Annotated in this window: 13 protein-coding genes and 7 pseudogenes; 11 read left to right on the top strand and 9 right to left on the bottom strand. The window is 24.9% G+C overall.

Annotated elements, in window-relative coordinates:
- Positions 1-208 precede the first annotated feature (208 nt).
- Positions 209-397, bottom strand: a complete 189-nt coding sequence (locus QIA21_RS05280) for a P12 family lipoprotein (protein WP_472841431.1) — start codon at positions 395-397, stop codon at positions 209-211.
- Here QIA21_RS05280 and QIA21_RS05275 point away from each other — a divergent pair.
- The 3 genes and pseudogenes from QIA21_RS05275 to bmpA all read left to right on the top strand — a co-directional run.
- A pseudogene (locus QIA21_RS05275) lies at positions 369-569 on the top strand (P12 family lipoprotein); the annotation flags it as partial. The gene QIA21_RS05280 and the pseudogene QIA21_RS05275 overlap by 29 nt on opposite strands.
- 695 nt (positions 570-1,264) lie before the next feature.
- Positions 1,265-1,709, top strand: a pseudogene (locus tag QIA21_RS05270) (class I SAM-dependent DNA methyltransferase); the annotation flags it as partial.
- A gap of 1,299 nt (positions 1,710-3,008) precedes the next feature.
- Complete coding sequence (bmpA, locus tag QIA21_RS05265; RefSeq protein ID WP_418905569.1) at positions 3,009-4,028, top strand: nucleoside ABC transporter substrate-binding protein BmpA; 1,020 nt, start codon at positions 3,009-3,011, stop codon at positions 4,026-4,028.
- A gap of 61 nt (positions 4,029-4,089) precedes the next feature.
- Here the strand turns inward: bmpA and QIA21_RS05260 are convergent, their stop codons facing one another.
- Both QIA21_RS05260 and QIA21_RS05255 read right to left on the bottom strand, forming a co-directional pair.
- Positions 4,090-4,161 (bottom strand): hypothetical protein, encoded by a 72-nt coding sequence (locus QIA21_RS05260; RefSeq protein WP_418905571.1) that lies wholly within the window; start codon positions 4,159-4,161, stop codon positions 4,090-4,092.
- Between the two features lie 248 nt (positions 4,162-4,409).
- A pseudogene (locus tag QIA21_RS05255) lies at positions 4,410-4,559 on the bottom strand (helix-turn-helix domain-containing protein); the annotation flags it as partial.
- Positions 4,560-4,836: 277 nt separating this feature from the next.
- Between QIA21_RS05255 and revA the strand changes: the two are divergent.
- Positions 4,837-5,361: a fibronectin-binding protein RevA gene (gene revA, locus QIA21_RS05250; protein ID WP_418905568.1), complete on the top strand. Its 525-nt coding sequence runs from the start codon at positions 4,837-4,839 to the stop codon at positions 5,359-5,361.
- A gap of 71 nt (positions 5,362-5,432) precedes the next feature.
- Positions 5,433-5,890 (top strand): annotated as a pseudogene (gene tnpA, locus QIA21_RS05245) (IS200/IS605 family transposase).
- An 81-nt stretch (positions 5,891-5,971) separates the two neighbouring features.
- Here the strand turns inward: tnpA and QIA21_RS05240 are convergent.
- Together QIA21_RS05240 and QIA21_RS05235 are read right to left on the bottom strand one after the other, a co-directional pair.
- Complete coding sequence (locus QIA21_RS05240; protein ID WP_418905567.1) at positions 5,972-6,442, bottom strand: P52 family lipoprotein; 471 nt, start codon at positions 6,440-6,442, stop codon at positions 5,972-5,974.
- A gap of 270 nt (positions 6,443-6,712) precedes the next feature.
- Positions 6,713-6,913: pseudogene (locus QIA21_RS05235) on the bottom strand (L-threonylcarbamoyladenylate synthase); the annotation flags it as partial.
- A gap of 1,240 nt (positions 6,914-8,153) precedes the next feature.
- Here QIA21_RS05235 and QIA21_RS05230 point away from each other — a divergent pair.
- Positions 8,154-8,771, top strand: a complete 618-nt coding sequence (locus tag QIA21_RS05230) for a hypothetical protein (RefSeq protein ID WP_418905566.1) — start codon at positions 8,154-8,156, stop codon at positions 8,769-8,771.
- 188 nt (positions 8,772-8,959) lie between these two features.
- Here QIA21_RS05230 and QIA21_RS05225 read toward each other — a convergent pair whose 3' ends face one another.
- Genes QIA21_RS05225 through QIA21_RS05215 form a run of 3 tightly spaced genes read right to left on the bottom strand, consistent with a single transcriptional unit; the run spans position 8,960 to position 11,112 of the window.
- Complete coding sequence (locus tag QIA21_RS05225) at positions 8,960-9,709, bottom strand: ParA family protein (RefSeq protein ID WP_418905565.1); 750 nt, start codon at positions 9,707-9,709, stop codon at positions 8,960-8,962.
- Complete coding sequence (locus tag QIA21_RS05220) at positions 9,685-10,224, bottom strand: DUF226 domain-containing protein (RefSeq protein ID WP_418905564.1); 540 nt, start codon at positions 10,222-10,224, stop codon at positions 9,685-9,687. The genes QIA21_RS05225 and QIA21_RS05220 overlap by 25 nt, the downstream gene beginning before the upstream one ends.
- A gap of 3 nt (positions 10,225-10,227) precedes the next feature.
- Positions 10,228-11,112 carry a plasmid maintenance protein gene (locus QIA21_RS05215; RefSeq protein ID WP_418905563.1) on the bottom strand — a complete coding sequence of 295 codons (885 nt, stop codon included), beginning with the start codon at positions 11,110-11,112 and terminating at the stop codon, positions 10,228-10,230.
- A 553-nt stretch (positions 11,113-11,665) separates the two neighbouring features.
- Between QIA21_RS05215 and QIA21_RS05210 the strand changes: the two genes are divergently transcribed.
- The 5 genes and pseudogenes from QIA21_RS05210 to QIA21_RS05190 all read left to right on the top strand — a co-directional run bounded on the left by QIA21_RS05210 (position 11,666) and on the right by QIA21_RS05190 (position 14,885).
- Complete coding sequence (locus QIA21_RS05210; RefSeq protein ID WP_091973767.1) at positions 11,666-12,265, top strand: chromosome replication/partitioning protein; 600 nt, start codon at positions 11,666-11,668, stop codon at positions 12,263-12,265.
- Between the two features lie 516 nt (positions 12,266-12,781).
- On the top strand, positions 12,782-12,910 hold the full coding sequence (locus tag QIA21_RS05205; RefSeq protein WP_418905562.1) for a hypothetical protein: 129 nt from the start codon (positions 12,782-12,784) through the stop codon (positions 12,908-12,910).
- Positions 12,868-13,155, top strand: a pseudogene (locus QIA21_RS05200) (hypothetical protein); the annotation flags it as partial. The gene QIA21_RS05205 and the pseudogene QIA21_RS05200, both read left to right, overlap by 43 nt.
- Positions 13,156-13,354: 199 nt before the next feature.
- Positions 13,355-14,019, top strand: a pseudogene (locus QIA21_RS05195) (Eco57I restriction-modification methylase domain-containing protein); the annotation flags it as partial.
- 215 nt (positions 14,020-14,234) lie between these two features.
- Positions 14,235-14,885: an SIMPL domain-containing protein gene (locus QIA21_RS05190; protein ID WP_418905561.1), complete on the top strand. Its 651-nt coding sequence runs from the start codon at positions 14,235-14,237 to the stop codon at positions 14,883-14,885.
- A 537-nt stretch (positions 14,886-15,422) separates the two neighbouring features.
- Here the strand turns inward: QIA21_RS05190 and ade are convergent.
- A complete protein-coding gene (gene ade, locus QIA21_RS05185; RefSeq protein ID WP_418905560.1) occupies positions 15,423-17,069 on the bottom strand; it encodes an adenine deaminase in 1,647 nt (548 codons plus the stop codon).
- Between the last annotated feature and the right edge of the window lie 351 nt (positions 17,070-17,420).

Genomic DNA, 17,420 nt, shown 5'->3' with positions numbered 1-17,420 from the left:
ATATTATTATTGTTTAGTATAAAGTTGAGAGACACCCTATTAAAAGAGATCATCTCTCAAAAGCTCTCTCTTCTATTACCGAAAGATCGCAAATTACTGAAAAAGAATACTAATTATTATACAATATTTTTCCAAAAAGAAACCAACATCCTAAAACACACCCACGTGAATTACTATTTCTATAATCTTTGATTATAGAAATAGTAATTCACTGTCCATTAACACTTGCTAAAACGGTTTTTGCATTTTCAATAAGTTCTTTTATATCTTTCTTGCTGCCTAGTGCCTCATTTATTTTTAAAGAAGAAGCTTCTAAATTATTTAAAGAGTTGCTTGCATCCATTTGAGCTTGTCTAGATAATTTAAAGAAAGCTATTACTGAGAGATTAAAAAACAAAAATAGCAATTGGTTAAGGAAAAGAGAAAGTGATTTTGTAGCTAAAAAAGCACTAAGAGAAGCAAATAATTCTTTAAACCAGTTAAAAACTTCTTCCTCTAAGATAATTGAAGTAATGGATGAAATTAAAAAGATAGAAGAGTTTATTCAAGAAGCAAGAGATACTTTATAAAGCAGTAAGATATAAGAGAATGAATTGCTATTTCTATAATCTTTGATTTAGAAATAGCTTATTTATTTATAAGGAACCAGGGGGGAGGGGCACCCGTTAGAGCATAGTGCACAAGCTTTACTTCAGGCAATTGTCTTAGCTTTTATCAAAAAATAATAAAGAATAATAAATATATGAGTCTTGGCAAGGCTCATAATTATAAATCAACTAACTTGTATGAGATGGTAATAAATTAAGGACATTTATATGAATGGAAAAAATAGAAAAGAATTATCTTTTAATTGGGAGTGGTAGTTCACATAATAAATTAGGATAAAAATCTAGAAATATATAATGATTTAACTAAAAATATGCAGAATAATCTACCTTAAATACGATTTCTAATAAATATATTTATTAATAAATTCATCTCCATCTAAATTTTATGGAAATCTAAATATGAAAAAAGAAAAAATTTTTCTTGATTTGAATAGAGAGTTTATGATATCCCTAATTTAAGATAGAGATTTTCACATCTTTCTATAAGAGTCATAATGGACTGTTTATTAAAAGGGCTTTTTTGTGATGGCATTTTTTATCAAAAAAACAAAAAAGATTTTATTAATAGAATAAAATCTTGACTAAAAATTGTTAATCTACATAGCAAGATTACTGATCAAGTAAAAGACTTTTTACATAAATGATAAAATAAAATAATGAAAACCAATGACATTGTAAAAACAAATGATTCAAACATGACTCTTTATAAAGAATTGTCAGAAGACTTTATAAAAAAAGAAGATATTTGTAAAGCAAAAAGCTTTATTCTTTTTTAAAGAATAAAGTTTAAACTATCGATAATAATTCAGCAGAAGCAAATATAGAGCCTTTATTAAAATCTATATTTGAAGAATTAACTTATTCTGTAGAGCAGCAGAAAGGCAGTCAAATAGATGGAAATAATCCAGAGTAGATATATTGCTTTTTAAAAATGATAAAGACAAAGCAAATTTTAATAAAAAATTAAAAGAAGTTAAAAAAAATAATGAGCTTATTCCAGCTGAAGACATTTTGCTTATAATAGAGGTTAAAAATCTTTCTTTCAACTTCTACCATAAAGACAAAGTTAAAGAATCGGAAGATCAGCTTTATAGATATCTAATCATAACTCAAATTAAAAAATTATCTCCCATTCAAGAGTCAATAATAGAATTTAAAAATAATGAGGAATTTAGTTTAATCAACAAAATGTTTGGTCAATTTAGGACTCTGAGTCAAGAATATGTTAATTTTGGAGTAGGGCTAAATTTTACAAAGCATAAAGCATTGTAAAAGGAATATAGTAAGAAAAACTATATTCCTTTATTCTGGAGCCAATATTCATCAATTTAATTTAAGATCTTTTGAAGATAAAGACGCAAAAGAAAGTTCTAAATTGCTATGGATAGATTAAGAAGACTTAGAAAAAGCATCAACTAAAGATAATAAATGCCGAAATGAAAGAATAATTTATAGAAAAATTGCAAGAAATACATATCAAAGAACTATACTAGTGCATTATGTCCTAAAAATTGTTATTGTGTAGAGTCGATATATAAATTATAAAGAAACACCAATGTCACTAAATGACAAAAAAATAAAATACTGTAGGAGTTAATGATATTGGGCATGATTTAGAAAGATTAAAAAGTTATTTAAAAGAAATTAAAGGATAACTTGAAAATTCTAAAAAGGAAAAGATAACTTCTAAAGTTATAAAATGTGAAGTATTTAGCGTATATTGTCTTAAATGTAATACTTAATTTGTTTTTAATACAAAAAAAATCAAGAAAATATTATTAAAACATGTTATAAAAAAATATGCTTTTAAAAAAAATAAATTTCTAGTTAATTAATATAAAAATCTATAAAAACTCTTTTTATAGATTACCAATAATTTTTATTAAATTATATTTTTTTGCCCCATATATGTAGCACAAAAAGAATTATAGAATGTCCCTAATATATATTCTCTATAACTTTTCATACAGACTACAAACTCTTTATAACAATAAACTCCGCTTGAATTTTTAAGCTTAGTTAGGCTTATTTATTCTTAAATAAACTTCATATCCTTTTATTAAAGACGAAATATAATCTTCTCCTTTTTCTTTTGTTTGTATTTTAATACAATAAGATCTAATTTATTAAAATTGTTATTATATTTAATTTCATTTATATATATATTTATTTATAAATTTTATTTTATAATAAAGGGCAAAGAAATTACTAAGCGTATTTTAGCTAGTATACTTGAAGAATTGATTCTTTTTATTTTAAGAATATTTTTATTGTATATATTGAAATATTTAAATAATGAAAATTTATTAAGTATTAGCGAACTTGAAGAAATACTAGTTAAAATTAAGTTAAAGTTGTAAGCTATTAACTATAATTTCATTTTAAAAGGATAAATAGTTTATGAATAAATTATTATTATTGATATTATTTGAATGTATTATTTTTTTATCTTGTGGTGGTAAGGGCAGTCTTGAGAATGGAATTCCCAAGATATCTATAATAGTTGATGGAACTTTTGATGATAAATCTTTTAATGAGAGTGCTTTAAGTGGCGTAAAAAAAATTAAAGAAAAATTTACGGTTGAAGTTGTTTTAAAAGAATCTTCAGCAAGTTCTTATTTGTCTGATCTTGAAGGGCTTAAAGATGCTGGTTCAAATTTAATTTGGCTTATTGGGTATAGATTTAGCGATGTGGCCAAGACTGTTTCTTTGCAAAATTCCGAGACGAAATATGCAATTATTGACGCTGTTTATTCTAATGAGACTATTCCCGCTAATTTAGTAGGCATAACTTTCAGAGCGCAAGAAGGTTCGTTTTTGACAGGCTATATTGCTGCAAAAGTTTCTAAAACGGGCAAAATTGGATTTTTAGGTGGAATAGAGAGTGAGATAGTAGATGCTTTCAGGTATGGATATGAAGCTGGTGCTAAGTATGCCAATAAAGATATCAATATATCTTCTCAGTACATTGGTAGCTTCTCCGACATTAAAGCTGGTAGAAGTATTGCAACTAAAATGTATTCTGATGAGATAGACATTATTCATCATGCTGCAAGCCTTGCAGGAATTGGAGCTATTGAGGTTGCGAAAGAACTTGGTTCTGGGCATTACGTTATTGGCGTTGATGATGATCAATCATATCTTGCTCCTGATAATATAATTACATCTGCAATCAAGGATGTTGGTAGAGCTTTGAGTCTTTATACATCTAACTATTTAAAAACTAATACTTTTGAAGGCGGAAAATTAATAAATTATGGTCTTGAAGATGGAGTTGTAGGGTTTGTAAGAAATCCCAAGATGATTCCTATTGAACTTGAAAAAGAAATTGATAATCTTTCTGACAAAATAATCAACAAAGAAATTATTGTTCCATATAATGAGGAAAGTTATAAAAAATTTCTTAAAGAATTTGTTTAACAAAAAATAAGAAAGAATTCTCCATCTAAATTTCTATGAAATTTAGATGGAGATGAGTTTATTAATAAATGGATTTCTTTTGATTTTGAATATATTTTTTGATGATATCAATATAGGCTCTTTCAGTAAAAATAAGACAATAACTTTTAGACCAAAAATAAGGATTTCAATAATACTTATCTAAATAAGTAAAATATTTTTTCTTATAAGCCTTGAAGATACTGTTTTTAGATTATTGATAAATTTATAAGTTTGAATCTTAGTAATAAATTATAGTAATAAATGCTAATACCAGGTGATAATTAATAGAATATACTCGGTGATTATTAAAAGTTAGCTTATGCGACATTAAGCGATAAGAAAGACTATTATGAAAAGAATAAGAAAAGTCTTATTCTTTTCATAATAGTCTTTCTTATCACTTAACATTTTGTTATACAAAAATCTTACACATCCAAATGCTTTTGAAAAATATTTCTTTTGATTGATGTTGGGATATATTCTATACTTATAAGCTTTATTAGCACTCATTATTTTTAAATTATTATATTATATTTTAACTTACGTTACAAATTCATCTCCACCTAAATTTCATAGAAATTATAGGTGGAGTATTCTTTGTGATTACTTGATAAAAAATAATTAAAATTCTTTTCGGACTATCTTTTCGGACTATCTTTTCGGACTATCTTTTCGGACTATCTTTTCGGATTAGCTTTTCGGACTATCAATGAGACTCTATTTAGCATTTAAAAAATTAATTAAATGTTTTTATTTTTACAATACTGTCATATATTTTATTATTAATATGAAATATTTAATGCAAAATAATAACATAGTTAAATTGTTTTTTATATTATTCATAATGTCTTGTGAGCTATATTATGTACATATAATAGATAAGACACTAACAAATTCACCTAATCACACAGTAGATAAAAAAAAAATAAATTTCACGCTTAGAGGAGTTTCGGATCTTAACAATAAGGCCGATGAATTTGTTTTCAAACAGTTCAAAAAAAAAATAGCCCTACTAAAAGAAGACTTAAGGGGTGCAATTAATGCTGATGAACTCAAAGAAAAATTTTTAAATTTACAAAAACTCTTTCAAGAAAAATTAACGGCCAAGTTAAACGCTTTAAAAGCTGCCAAAAGAGATATTGAGTGGCTTATACAAAGCAATAATAATGATATATCAAAAATACGGGCAAAAACAGTCCCAATTGGCGTAAGTACCACTCTTACTGAATTCTATACTACCGATATAACAGAACTATCTAAGGATATCGTGGCACAAATAAACGACATAATAAAGTACCTTGAAGAAGATTAATTAAGACTATCTTTTCGGACTATTATAGGCATAAATGCACAAATACTGAGATTTTATCTTCTCTTTAACAAATAATACTTAATACATGTTCTTTATGGAATAAAACCCTTAATGAATTCAACCGTGATAAGAATCATATTCATTTATTACTAGAATTTAAATCCAATATTCAACCGTCTAAATTTATCAATAATCTAAAAACAGTATCTTCAAGGCTTATAAGAAAAAATATTTTACTTATTTAGATAAGTATTATCGGAAACCTTATTTTTGGTCTAAAAGTTATTGTCTTATTTTTACTGAAAGAGCCTATATTGATATCATCAAAAAATATATTCAAAATCAAAATAAATCCATTTATTTAACATACATAAAAATAAATATGGCTGATCAAAAGTATTGTAAAATAAAGAGATTACCTTGCAATGAAAATATTTATACTCATAGAACAATTTGTAAAAATAATCGACAAATATTAATAATCAAAATCCTTTGGAGAGAAAATAATGATATTAATATTCATTATTAATTGAATGACTTAATCTACAACTACAAACACAACTTGCTTATTTAGCATTTTTTTGATTTAATTGTAAAAAGAAAAATCATTTCATACAAAAACACCAAAATCTTCTAATTTCAAGATTAGCATTTTCCTTATATTTTTGAATTGCTGATCAAGAGTAGGCTCAATATAATCAAAACAATTGTCTTCATCTTCACAATCAGAATACATAAGATTAACTAGAAATACATCCTCAATGCATATATACAACAAAAAAACTTCTGTTTCAAATACACTAACACTTATTCTTGTTTTAATCTTACGAAATAAGTTAATTAATTGTTTAGCTTTTTCAGAGCCCAAACTTACAAAGAAATCGTCAAAATTTTTTTCATCGTAGTCCTCAAATAACGGCCATAAAGAATTAGAATCAATACCATTTTCTATCTTATTAGAAGATTTATTTTTTAATTCGTCAATAACCGCTTTCATGTCGCTTAAAACACAATATTCAACCGCACTCAATTTTAAATTAGAAAGTGTATCTTTTCTAGAAAAGAAATTATTATAGCTCATTTTATCCACTCTCATATAACTACTTATATCTTGTGCTACTTATCGCAGCTCAAGATACAAATTAAAACAAGACTTATCGAGTCGTAAGATACAAAAATTTACTAAATCCACAACTAATAATAAAATTAGTACACTCATAGTGAAAAAAAACCCTCTAAAATATTTTTCATCTACCTTAATCATAGCCAATCAAACTGAATGAACTCCCCCCTATTGAATAAATCTTCCCAAGCCAGCCTTGAAAATTTTGCTATTAATTGAGTATCCACGTTATTCATTTTTTATAAATTCACTAAGAACTAGTTTATAATTCTTTTCAGAGTTTACTAGTTCTCTATATAGATTTTGTGAGTATTCCTCGAAACAGCAAATACTGTAATATTTTTTTATTCTACAAAAATTAAATAAATAGGATTTTGGAGTAGACTTTGTAATGAGCATTTTTATGTCTTTATTCATATACTTTTTTATTTGGAGCTTTTCTATTAGTTATTTTTTTTCTTCTTTTTTTTTACCAAAACAATAAAAACCAAAAACTAATGGACTTTTCCATTCATCTTAACAAAACGGCCAATTAAACTGAATTCAAAATTTTACTAATCTAAAAAACTGAGTTAACCTTAAATTATTATTTGTGCCGTTTTTGAACCGATAAGCTCATACAAAAATTATTCCGATTTACAACAAAGTGAAAAAACAAAAGTCAAAGGATTTTTAGAAGAAGAATTAATGAAGAAAGATGACTCAATAATAACGATACACCGGAATTAAAAACAACACGATATAATAGTGGTTAACAAAAAGAAGTAGAAAAAGAAAAAGTAGAAAGAGAAAAAAATACCAACAATAGATAGTTATGATGATAGCGATGGAAAAAAAAGTCTTGAACATACTTTAAAAGATATCAATACTATATTTAAAAATATAAATATAGTTAGCCACACAATAAATACAAAAGATATTAAGGAAAAAATTGGAGATCCTACCTTTAATTTATATAAAGAGATAAATAAAAGCTCTTTTGGAGATGACATTGAAAATGAAAATGAAGACAAAACCCTCTTATGTCATTAAGAAGGGCTAGAACTTCATTTAACACTGAAAATGTATAAAACACAATAAACAATAAGAACAGAATTTTTATTAGTAAGCTATAAAAATTAAAAAATGTACTAGAAAGTCTTAAGAAAGTAATTGAAAACGCAATAGAAAATTAAGATATACCTTTTTGTGAACTGCTATTTATATAATCTTTGATTTAGAAATAGCAGTTCACCTCAAGCTCTTTTCAATTTTTTTAAGCACATGTTCTAAAGATTATTGAAACTTTTGATGAAATTTTTTTCTTAATTTACACACGGTAAATTAAGAAAAAAAGAAAAAACCGAACTAATAATATGAACGAAAACATTGATGTCCAAAATGGAATTACAATTGCTATTTTTGACTAAATATAATTATAAAAAAAAGAATGCGATAGACAGCTTTTACTACAATAGCATTAAAGGCAAAATTATCATTTTTTTGCTATGCTATTTCGTTTTATTCAGTTTTAACAACATCTATATAAGCTTGTACTTTCACACTTACATCTTTTATTGCCTCTATAAAAATATTTATTCAATATAATATCAGTAATATTAGAAAATGATTTATAAAAAATTTAATATATACTTTTAAATAAAGTATATATTAAATTAAGGAGTGCAAATTGAAAAAATATGTTATTAATTTAATCTTATTTTTATTATTTTTTTCATGTGATCATTTTTCAAATGATTCCCAATTAGGCCAAAGATACAATTTTAAAGTAAAAGCTAAATCGGTTTTGAATCCTACTAATAAAGACAATATAGATATTGGAAAAGGTACTGATACTATAATTTGTATAAAAGAAGAAGACAGTAGAATTGTGGTTAAAGATTGTATTAATAATCAAGAGCTTTTTAAAGTAAAATCTAAAAGAAGGTATGATTTTAAAAAAGCTATGCTTCTCGGTGTTAAAACAACTTTAAAAGTTATAAATATTAACAGTAGTAACAAAAAATTAAATTCCATAAAAAAACATAAAGATAGTATATTATTAGAATTTAAAGATAATAAGATATATATAATCCAATTATCTGAACTTAAAAAACATTTATTAAAAAACAAGAAAAAACCATTATTAGGAAGCCCTGTGCCTGGGGGAGGAGATGCAGAATTTATAGATGACCCTGATGGCAGAATAGAAGCGGAATTAGAAGCGGAAAGAGAACAAGAGATGATAGAAAGAGAAGACTATGGAGAAGAAGAAGACGAAGAATTAGAAGAAGAAATAGGAAAATAAAAATCTAATGATTAAAAATAAGATCTTACTTCTTTATTATGTTCTTTTAAATTTTTCTAATTCTGGGGTCAATTTTAATAAGTCCACCTACAAATAAATTTATAACTTATTGTTGGCATAATAACTAGAATTGCTAAAATTAACAAGCAGACTGCTATTTTTATATCAAATATTATAAAAATAGCAGTTCACAGTATATTTTTTAAAGCATTTTCAGCTTCCCTATAATAAATTTCTTTCAAAGAAGGCTCTAAAAGGTTGTTTATAAAAACTTTTATACTATTTGAAAAGTGAATTTTACCTTTTATATATTTACCATATTTTTTATATAAAACATCCTCCACCTCCTTTAAGGTATTCCTATTTTTAATAAATTGGTTTTCTATAATAGAAACATTGTATTTTTTATTTTTAATATTCTGAATATTGTTGATAGTTTCGGTTAAAATAGAAAAGCTTTCTATTGACCATCTTTCTACTTGAACTGGAATTATAATATGATTTGTAACATTTAAAGCATTCTTTAAAAGGAAATTTCTACTAGGAGAAGTATCTATTATAATATAATCAAAATCAAAACTTTTTGTGCTTTTATTTAATCTAAATTCCAAAATAATCTCTTTATAATCTATATCATCGGTGTTAAATTTTTCTAAAACAGGATGAGAAGGAATTATAGAAATATATTCATTAATTTTATTTTCACATTTGTCAAAATAAGCATTTCCTTTTAAAAATTCATAAACATTATGTTTTTTGACATTAGAAATATATTTACTAAAATACGAGGTTAAAGAATTTTGTGGATCTAAATCAATTAACAGTACTTTTTTTCCCAATTCTTTTAAGACATAAGAAAAAAGTATAGAAATTGAGCTTTTTCCAACCCCTCCTTTTAAACTTGCCAGTGTAATTATAATTGGTTTTTTTTGATCCATTTATTTATAACTCCCCCATCCTTTAATTCTTTATTATAAAATTCATACACTTTTTTTTCCATTTTTTTCAAGTGTGATAAATTGAATTGATAATACTCAGTGTTTTCTTTATTTTTTCTTAGAAGTGTTCTTAAAGACTGAACATATGCTTTAATAGATCCATTTTTAAAGGCAAATTCTATATAATAAAGCTTTTTTATTGCATAAGTTTTATTATTTTCTTTTTTAAGAAAATAAGGTTTATCAAGTCTATCATATCTATACCTTATTTCTAAGAACTTGTCATCTTTTTTTAAAGGAAAAAGATTAAAAAAAAGAAAATCTTCAGCATTATTAAATTTTTGGAAAGTAAGTCTTAGTCTTTCTCCTTTGTTAGTGATTCTAAAACCGACCAAGTGTTTAAATATTTTTGTGTAGTATATTTTTCTAATACCTAATTCTTCAATTTTATTAAAAATAATTCTTTTTTCTATATTATTTTTTTTGTTTTTGAGCTTTTCAAGTAAATTATTCAAATTCTAATCCCTTTGTAAAATGTTCACTAGAATATTATTAGCTATAATACCAGCATGTCCTGAAAAACTAGTTGTTTTATTTACTTTCCATTTAGTATGGTAAGTGTCTTTAAATTCTCCTACAAGAGTATAGAAATCGGTTTTATAAGGTGCAACTTTTCTCATAAAGTGAATTTTATTTTTATAAACGTTTAGTTTAGATAAGAAAAATTCTTTAATATCTTTTACCTCATAATCATATTTCAGATAATTTTTAAAATCTTTATAGTTTAACAAAGCGTTTTTCAACGTTTTAAATGGTTTTTTGGTGTTAGAAATTATTGACTTAATTCTCTTAAAAAGAGAGTTTTCTATAGAATTCTTATTATATATATTTATATATTGTTTATTGTATACAGTGATATTTTCAGTGATATTTTGAGGGTTAAAAGACGCTTTCTTTTCCTTTACTTTCTTAATTAATTCTACTTTAGTGCTGCTAAAATATGCAGCAATTAATTTATGTGCAATAGGTGATACTTTATATATACATAGTTTTCCTTTGAATTCTCCAAAGTTATTTGAAAATGTTATTATTCTTTTTTCTAATGCCTGTAGCTTAACTAAGAATCTTAAATCCATTCTTAGAGTATTAATTGTAGTTTCTTTTTTATTTTCTTTATCTATGTTTGAGTTTAGTACACGCAGTATATCTCTTTGATGATGAACTCGCAGTTCTTTCAGTTTTTCAGAGTCAAAATGAATTCTATGTATTGATATATTATATTTTTTTTCAAACTCTTTATTTAGGTAAATAATAACCGAAATTATTTTTTTAAGTTTTTGGTCCCTTGAAAGTAGTTTATTAGATTTAATTTGGTAGTTATAATTAGATATAACAGCTTTCATTTTTTTGTCTCCTAGCTTAATGTATATTTGATGATTAATTCACAGTTAAAGATTATAATACACAAGATAATAAATTTCAACCTCTGTTGAAATTAAAGTTAAAAACCATTTTTAAGAATATTAAAACTAAAGGAGAATGCTTAATTTTTTGACAAAAAATAATCCTAATGTGATGCAACAACTAGGATTAAACTTTTCAATAAACTCGGTTAAAAATAGAATAATGAACAATACTCAAAGTGTCAAGAATTAGAAATAATCTAAAAAATATATTTTTTAGAACCGCTATTTTTAAATCAAATATTATAGAGATAGCTTTTTATCTCGTTCAGAACCGAACGAGATAATTTATTAGTATTTTTTGATAAAAAAACTAAATATTGACACAAATTTTAATTTGTGTCAATATTTACAAACAGATTGGCAGCATTAGATTTATCATCTGTTTTTTTGTCTCATATTATTGGTGTAAATTTATTTTTTAGATTCGAATTAATATTTAAATGCATAGAAATGTATACTTTAAAACAAAAAATAAATGCAGGAGGACAAAATGGGAAAAAAACAAAATAAAAAAGAGATGATTTTAAATGATAGATTTGAAGATTTTATTGATAAAAGTCAAAATTTAAATAATAATCAAGATGAAAATTTAATGATTTATAATGATTTAAAAGACCAGTTAAAGCTTAATTTAAAAGATGATATTGACAATAAAATTCAAAGAATGAAAATTCTATATGAAATTAAGCAAAAAGAACTTTATAAATACGATGGTTTTAAAAGTTTTGAACAATTTATAAAATCTTTTATAATTGCAAAAACCCAGGCTTATACATATTTAAAAGTTTATGAAAAGGTTTTGGAAGGTATTATTTCTATTGATAAAATTAAGGAAGTGGGGTTTAATAGCATATATCATGCTATACAAAAACAAGGGTTATCAGAAATAAATCAAGAAGATATTAATAAGAATAACAAAGAAAATGCCCCGATTAGAATTTTAATAAAAGATGCTAAATTATATGATTTTTGTAAAAAAGATACTAAAAGAGTCTATTTTATTTTAGAGGAGATTTTTAAAAGTAAAAAAGATATTTTATCAGAGATCATAATTAAATATGATAATTCTAAAAAGAAAAGGAATAAATAAATTTTCAAGTTTTGTTGACTTTAATGCTTGATTAATGCTACACTATTATTTCTAGTAGGCTTAAGTTTATTTTGCCTAGTTTAATGTCGAAAAGATGCCCGGAAAAGGGGTTTTTTCATTTTAAAATCTAAATCCTAAGGTTTAGATTTTAGCTTTTTTCTATTAATAAAGCCTTTTTATTTTTTCGATAGTTTTATTTGGTATTTTTTAAGTTTATTTTCATTTTTAGTAAATATTTAGGATGATTGGTTTTCCAATCTTTATTATTTGCTAAAAAATTGTAAATGAAGAACTTCGATTTATTTTTTAATTTTGGTAGATGATAATTATGAATGAAAAATGTTTAGCATTCATGCTGTTTTTGTATCGACAAACTTTTTCAATACTTATGCAAGCAGTAAAGATGTAAAAAATTTATAACAATATTTAAAAAAACAAGTTAAGGGATTTTTGTATACAAAAGTTGGAATAAAAAAATAACCCAGGGTGTTGTTGAAGCTCTAGGATTAAAAGAGATTGAAGAAAAAAATAAAAGAATTTAAGGATAAAATAGATAAAGTAAATTTTGGCAACGTTTCTTTTGTAAAAGAAGAATTAAATAAGCTAAAAATGATCCTGAAAACTTTAAATATTTACTTTATTTAGAAAATTTTGAGCTTAGCAAAGAAAAAGTTAATAAGATACTAAATCTAAATGTGGAAGATGAATTTTTTAAAGAAAAAGAAAATGAAAATAGCTTTATTGTAGCTAGCCTTTATGCATTGGCCAAAGAAGATTTTGTCATTTTACTTAGTGATTTTAAAGCAGTAAAGAATAAAAAAGGAGAAGATTATATTTTGTCTTTAATAAAAGGATATGAGAATTATTTGTTAAATAATAAAAGTTTTTAGTATATATAAGGTAAGAAAAAAAAATAAAAAAAATAAAAAAAATAAGATTTTTATAATTTTATAGGTTCATTAACATCGATAATTGATTTAAAGCTTGTCTAGTAAAATAGTGGCTTGAGTTTTATGCCAAATATTTGTTTTTCTACTTATATAAGACATAAGAGAAGATTTATAAAAGCTAATTTTAAATTTTCATTAACGTACCGAAGAAGAGCTTAAAAACAAGAAAGTAAACAAAGTTGCTACTACTATAAAGGCAATATTTATCTTACATCTAGATCCCTTGATAGGAAGAAAAGTGGAGCATATTATATCCCAGATGACTTAACTGATTTTATGGTTGCATCTTCAATTGAAGAACAGCTTAAAATCAAGTTTCCTTTAAATATAAAAATCATTGATAATTCTTGTGGATCAGACCATTTTTTAATTTCTTGCCCAGATTGCTTAATAGAAAAAGTGTGGCATCAGTTAGATAAATTTGAAGATGTAAAAAAAGAGCTTGATAAAGAATGTAGAGGTATTCTTAAAGAAAGTGAAGAATACGATATTCGATAGTATAAGTAAAGAATTGGTACTTAAAAGGATGCTATTAAAGAAGTATATTTATGGTGTTGATATTAATCCTATTTCTGTTGAAATTACTACACTAAGTTTATGGATTAATACCTTTATTTTTGGAACGCCACTCTAAGCTTTATTGAACATCACATAAAAGTAGGAAATGCCCTGCTAGGGCATACTAAAGATGAATTTTTTGATATTACAAAAAAGAAATTTGAAAGTGGATTTTCTTTATTTAAAAAAATTAAAGAAATTACAACTATTTTAGAAGATAACTATCAAAAAATTAAAGGTATTAATTTTATTTCGCTTCTTAAAGTAGTTCTAAAATTTTCTAAAAAGGAAATCTATTAGTTAAAAATGTCACCGGATTATTTATTTTCTTAACTTTTATTAAATAATATGTTAGAATAAGTTTGTATGCATCAATTCTAACATATTATTTACTGTTGCTTTTAGGAGGCACAATCTATGTTTAGGAGAAAAGAAATATATTTTTGTTATTTTCAATACTTTTGCTTATATCATCAATTATAATTTCTCATGGAATAAAAAGCATTGGTATTAAAAATGAAAATTATATTACAGTTAAGGGTCTTAGTGAAAGAGAAATTTTATCAACATCTTCTAGTTGGGAGTTTAGGTATAGTTTGACTGGCAATACTATTAATGATATTAATATAGCAAATAATTTAAGCTTATCTAAAATTAAAAGTTTTTTCTTAAAACATGGATTTAGCGAAGATCATATAAAAATGGGATTTATGGAATTCGATGAAGAGAATTATAAAGACTCTCTTTACAAGTATAGAGCATACATATCTTTAAATATTCATACAAAAAATATTGAGAAAATGGAAGCAGCAGAAAAAAATATTGCTGATCTTTATAATCAAGGCATATTGATTAGTAATAGTGGAGGACCAAGATATTATTTTGACAATATTAATGATATAAAACCCGATATGTTGGCAGATTCAATTAAAAATGCTAAATTGGCAGCTTTAGAATTTTCAAAACATTCAAGTTCAAAATTAGGGAAAATTAAAAATGCAAATCAAGGATATTTTGAATTCCTTCCTATTGATAGAAGTCTAGGCGATCAAGAGCGTTATCCAAAAAAAATACTAAGGATCGTTACAACTATTTCTTATTATTTGGATTAATGTTTAGTGAACTTTTATTTTAAAATAAAACTATATAAACAGCTTCTAAGTTCTTTTCACAACAGTTTTTTAGGTTTTAAGGACTTTGTTATCCAATGTGACATTACTTACAAGCTTAACTTTTGACCGTTAATTTCTTTATGTATCATCGTAGTATAAAAATACAATTTATAAGCTTTTGCAATTAAATTATAGATAGAAAGTTCTTTTGTTTTTTCAATAAAAAATTCCAGTAGTGAAAGTTTTAATATTCATATCAATACAATATGCAAACAAAGTATAGCTACATCTAAAGCTTATATTAAATTGTGAATTATGAAATATATTAATTTAGAAAAACAATTCGGGAAAAAGTTTGATAATTTTGCTTCTAAGATTGACAGTATATCCAATCTAGCACAAAATCTAAAACAAAATTTTTAAGAAAAGCTAGAAATTCATGAAAAATTTTCATTATTTAACATGCCAAAACAAATATTATTATTTTCTATAAATTTAATAGAATTAAATTATTAATTTTAAATTATTAATTTAAAATTAATAATTTAAAAAACAAAAAGAATCGACATCAAACAATCCTTTATCATTTATCTTTAAATGCGGAACCACTGTTAAAGACATAAAAGACAAAGTCATTAAAGGATCATCAAGCTTAGAGCCCAAAACATTTTTACAAAAATCATTTAATTTTACATATTGCGAAGCTACTTCTTTAGCTGGAAGAGTGCTCATTAATCCCGAAATAGGAAGTTTCATTATTATAGTTTTTTCATTGTTTAGAGCGCACAAACCCCCCTTATTCTTGATAATTGTATTTGTTACTTTGCACAAGTATTCATCATTAGTTCCAACAACTATAATATTGTGAGAATCGTGAGCAACTGTGCTTCCTATGGCACCTTTTCTTATTCCAAAATTTTTTATAAATCCTATAGAAATTCTACTATTGTCTTCATATCGATTTATTATAGCTATTTTTAAGATATCTTCAGCAATATTAGATTGAAAGTCTGGAGCCAATAAATTGCTATCAATCATAGTTTTATGTGTAACAATTTGATTGTTGATGCAATTGATTATCGGTATCATCTTATTTATAGTAGAAAATTTAAAATCTAAAATAGATTTTTGACTACAATTAAAATTATTTATAGGCGCTTCACTTATTAATGGAATATGTGAAATGCCATCATTAAACACCAATTTGCCATTAATGTAAGTTTTATCTATTTTGAATGTTTTAATATCTTTAGTAATTATAAAATCAGCAGGATCTCCTATTCTTAATAACCCCACCGGGATTTTATAGTGTAAAACCGGATTAATACATGCTATTTTTAAAACATCAAAAAAGTTGTGCCCATACTCTATTGCACGGGCCACTATTGAATTAATATGTCCATGTAGTATATCATTTGGATGTGCATCATCAAAACAAAACATTAAAGAATCACAATATTTTTTAGAACACTCACTAATCAAGGGATGCAAAGATTCGAAATTTTTAGCTGCACTTCCTTCTCTAATTATTATTTTCATGCCCAAAGATAATTTATATCTTGCATCTTCTATTGTTGAGCATTCATGATCAGTACTAATACCTGAAGACACATACTTTAAAGTTAAATGGGGAGGCAAACAGGGAGCATGTCCATCGACAACCTTATTGCGCTTTAATGCAGAATTTATTTTATTAATAATTCCAATATCTTTGTTAATTACACCTTTAAAATCCATTACTTCAGACAGATAGTAAATATCATTTAATTCCATTAATTTATCTACATCTTGATCATCTAATACATATCCTGAGGTTTCAAATTTCGACGATAAAGCCGGTACACAAGAAGGAGCTCCAAAAAAAATTTTAAACTCGGTTTTTTTAGAGTTATTTATCATAAAATTAATACCATCAATACCATTAACATTAGCTATTTCATGGGGATCGCTTATTGTTGCCACAGTGCCATGTTGAACTACTAAATAGGCAAAGTTTGATGGGATAAGAAAAGAGCTTTCTATATGTATATGTGCGTCGATAAATCCTGGCAGCACATACTCATCAAATGTTACATTAATTTTTTCCACACTCACAATATTACCATTTGCAATCGTTATGCTAGCTGGATAAATTTCTTTATTAAATATGTCAATATAATTAGCTTCGATTTTAAATAAATCCATTATTTATCCTCTTCTAAAAACTTTTTGTTCATAACATACTCCATATACTTAAAATTTAGATATATTTTGATTATAGAATATATCTAAATGGTCATTTATTAAATATAATTCACAAACTTAACTTCATATAGTTGCTATCTTCGTTTTTTATCAAATCAGTGTTAGATTAATTTCAATAAAAAGACTTGCGCTGACACTGTAAAGGTGTTTTTTTGTTGAATCTTTAATCAAAAAAATGTGCTCAGGCAAATACGCCAAGCTTTTGGGAGTCTATTGAGCAATCAACTAAAAAAATCAAGATTGCAAAAAACCTATTTGGAGTTATGCGTTATTCATCATGTGACATTAGTT

It is taken from the genome of Borreliella japonica (genome assembly GCF_030438115.2).
Classification (GTDB): Bacteria; Spirochaetota; Spirochaetia; order Borreliales; family Borreliaceae; genus Borreliella; species Borreliella japonica.
The sequence above is the reverse complement of the archived record's forward strand: the minus strand, read 5'-3'. Positions and strand labels throughout refer to the sequence as shown.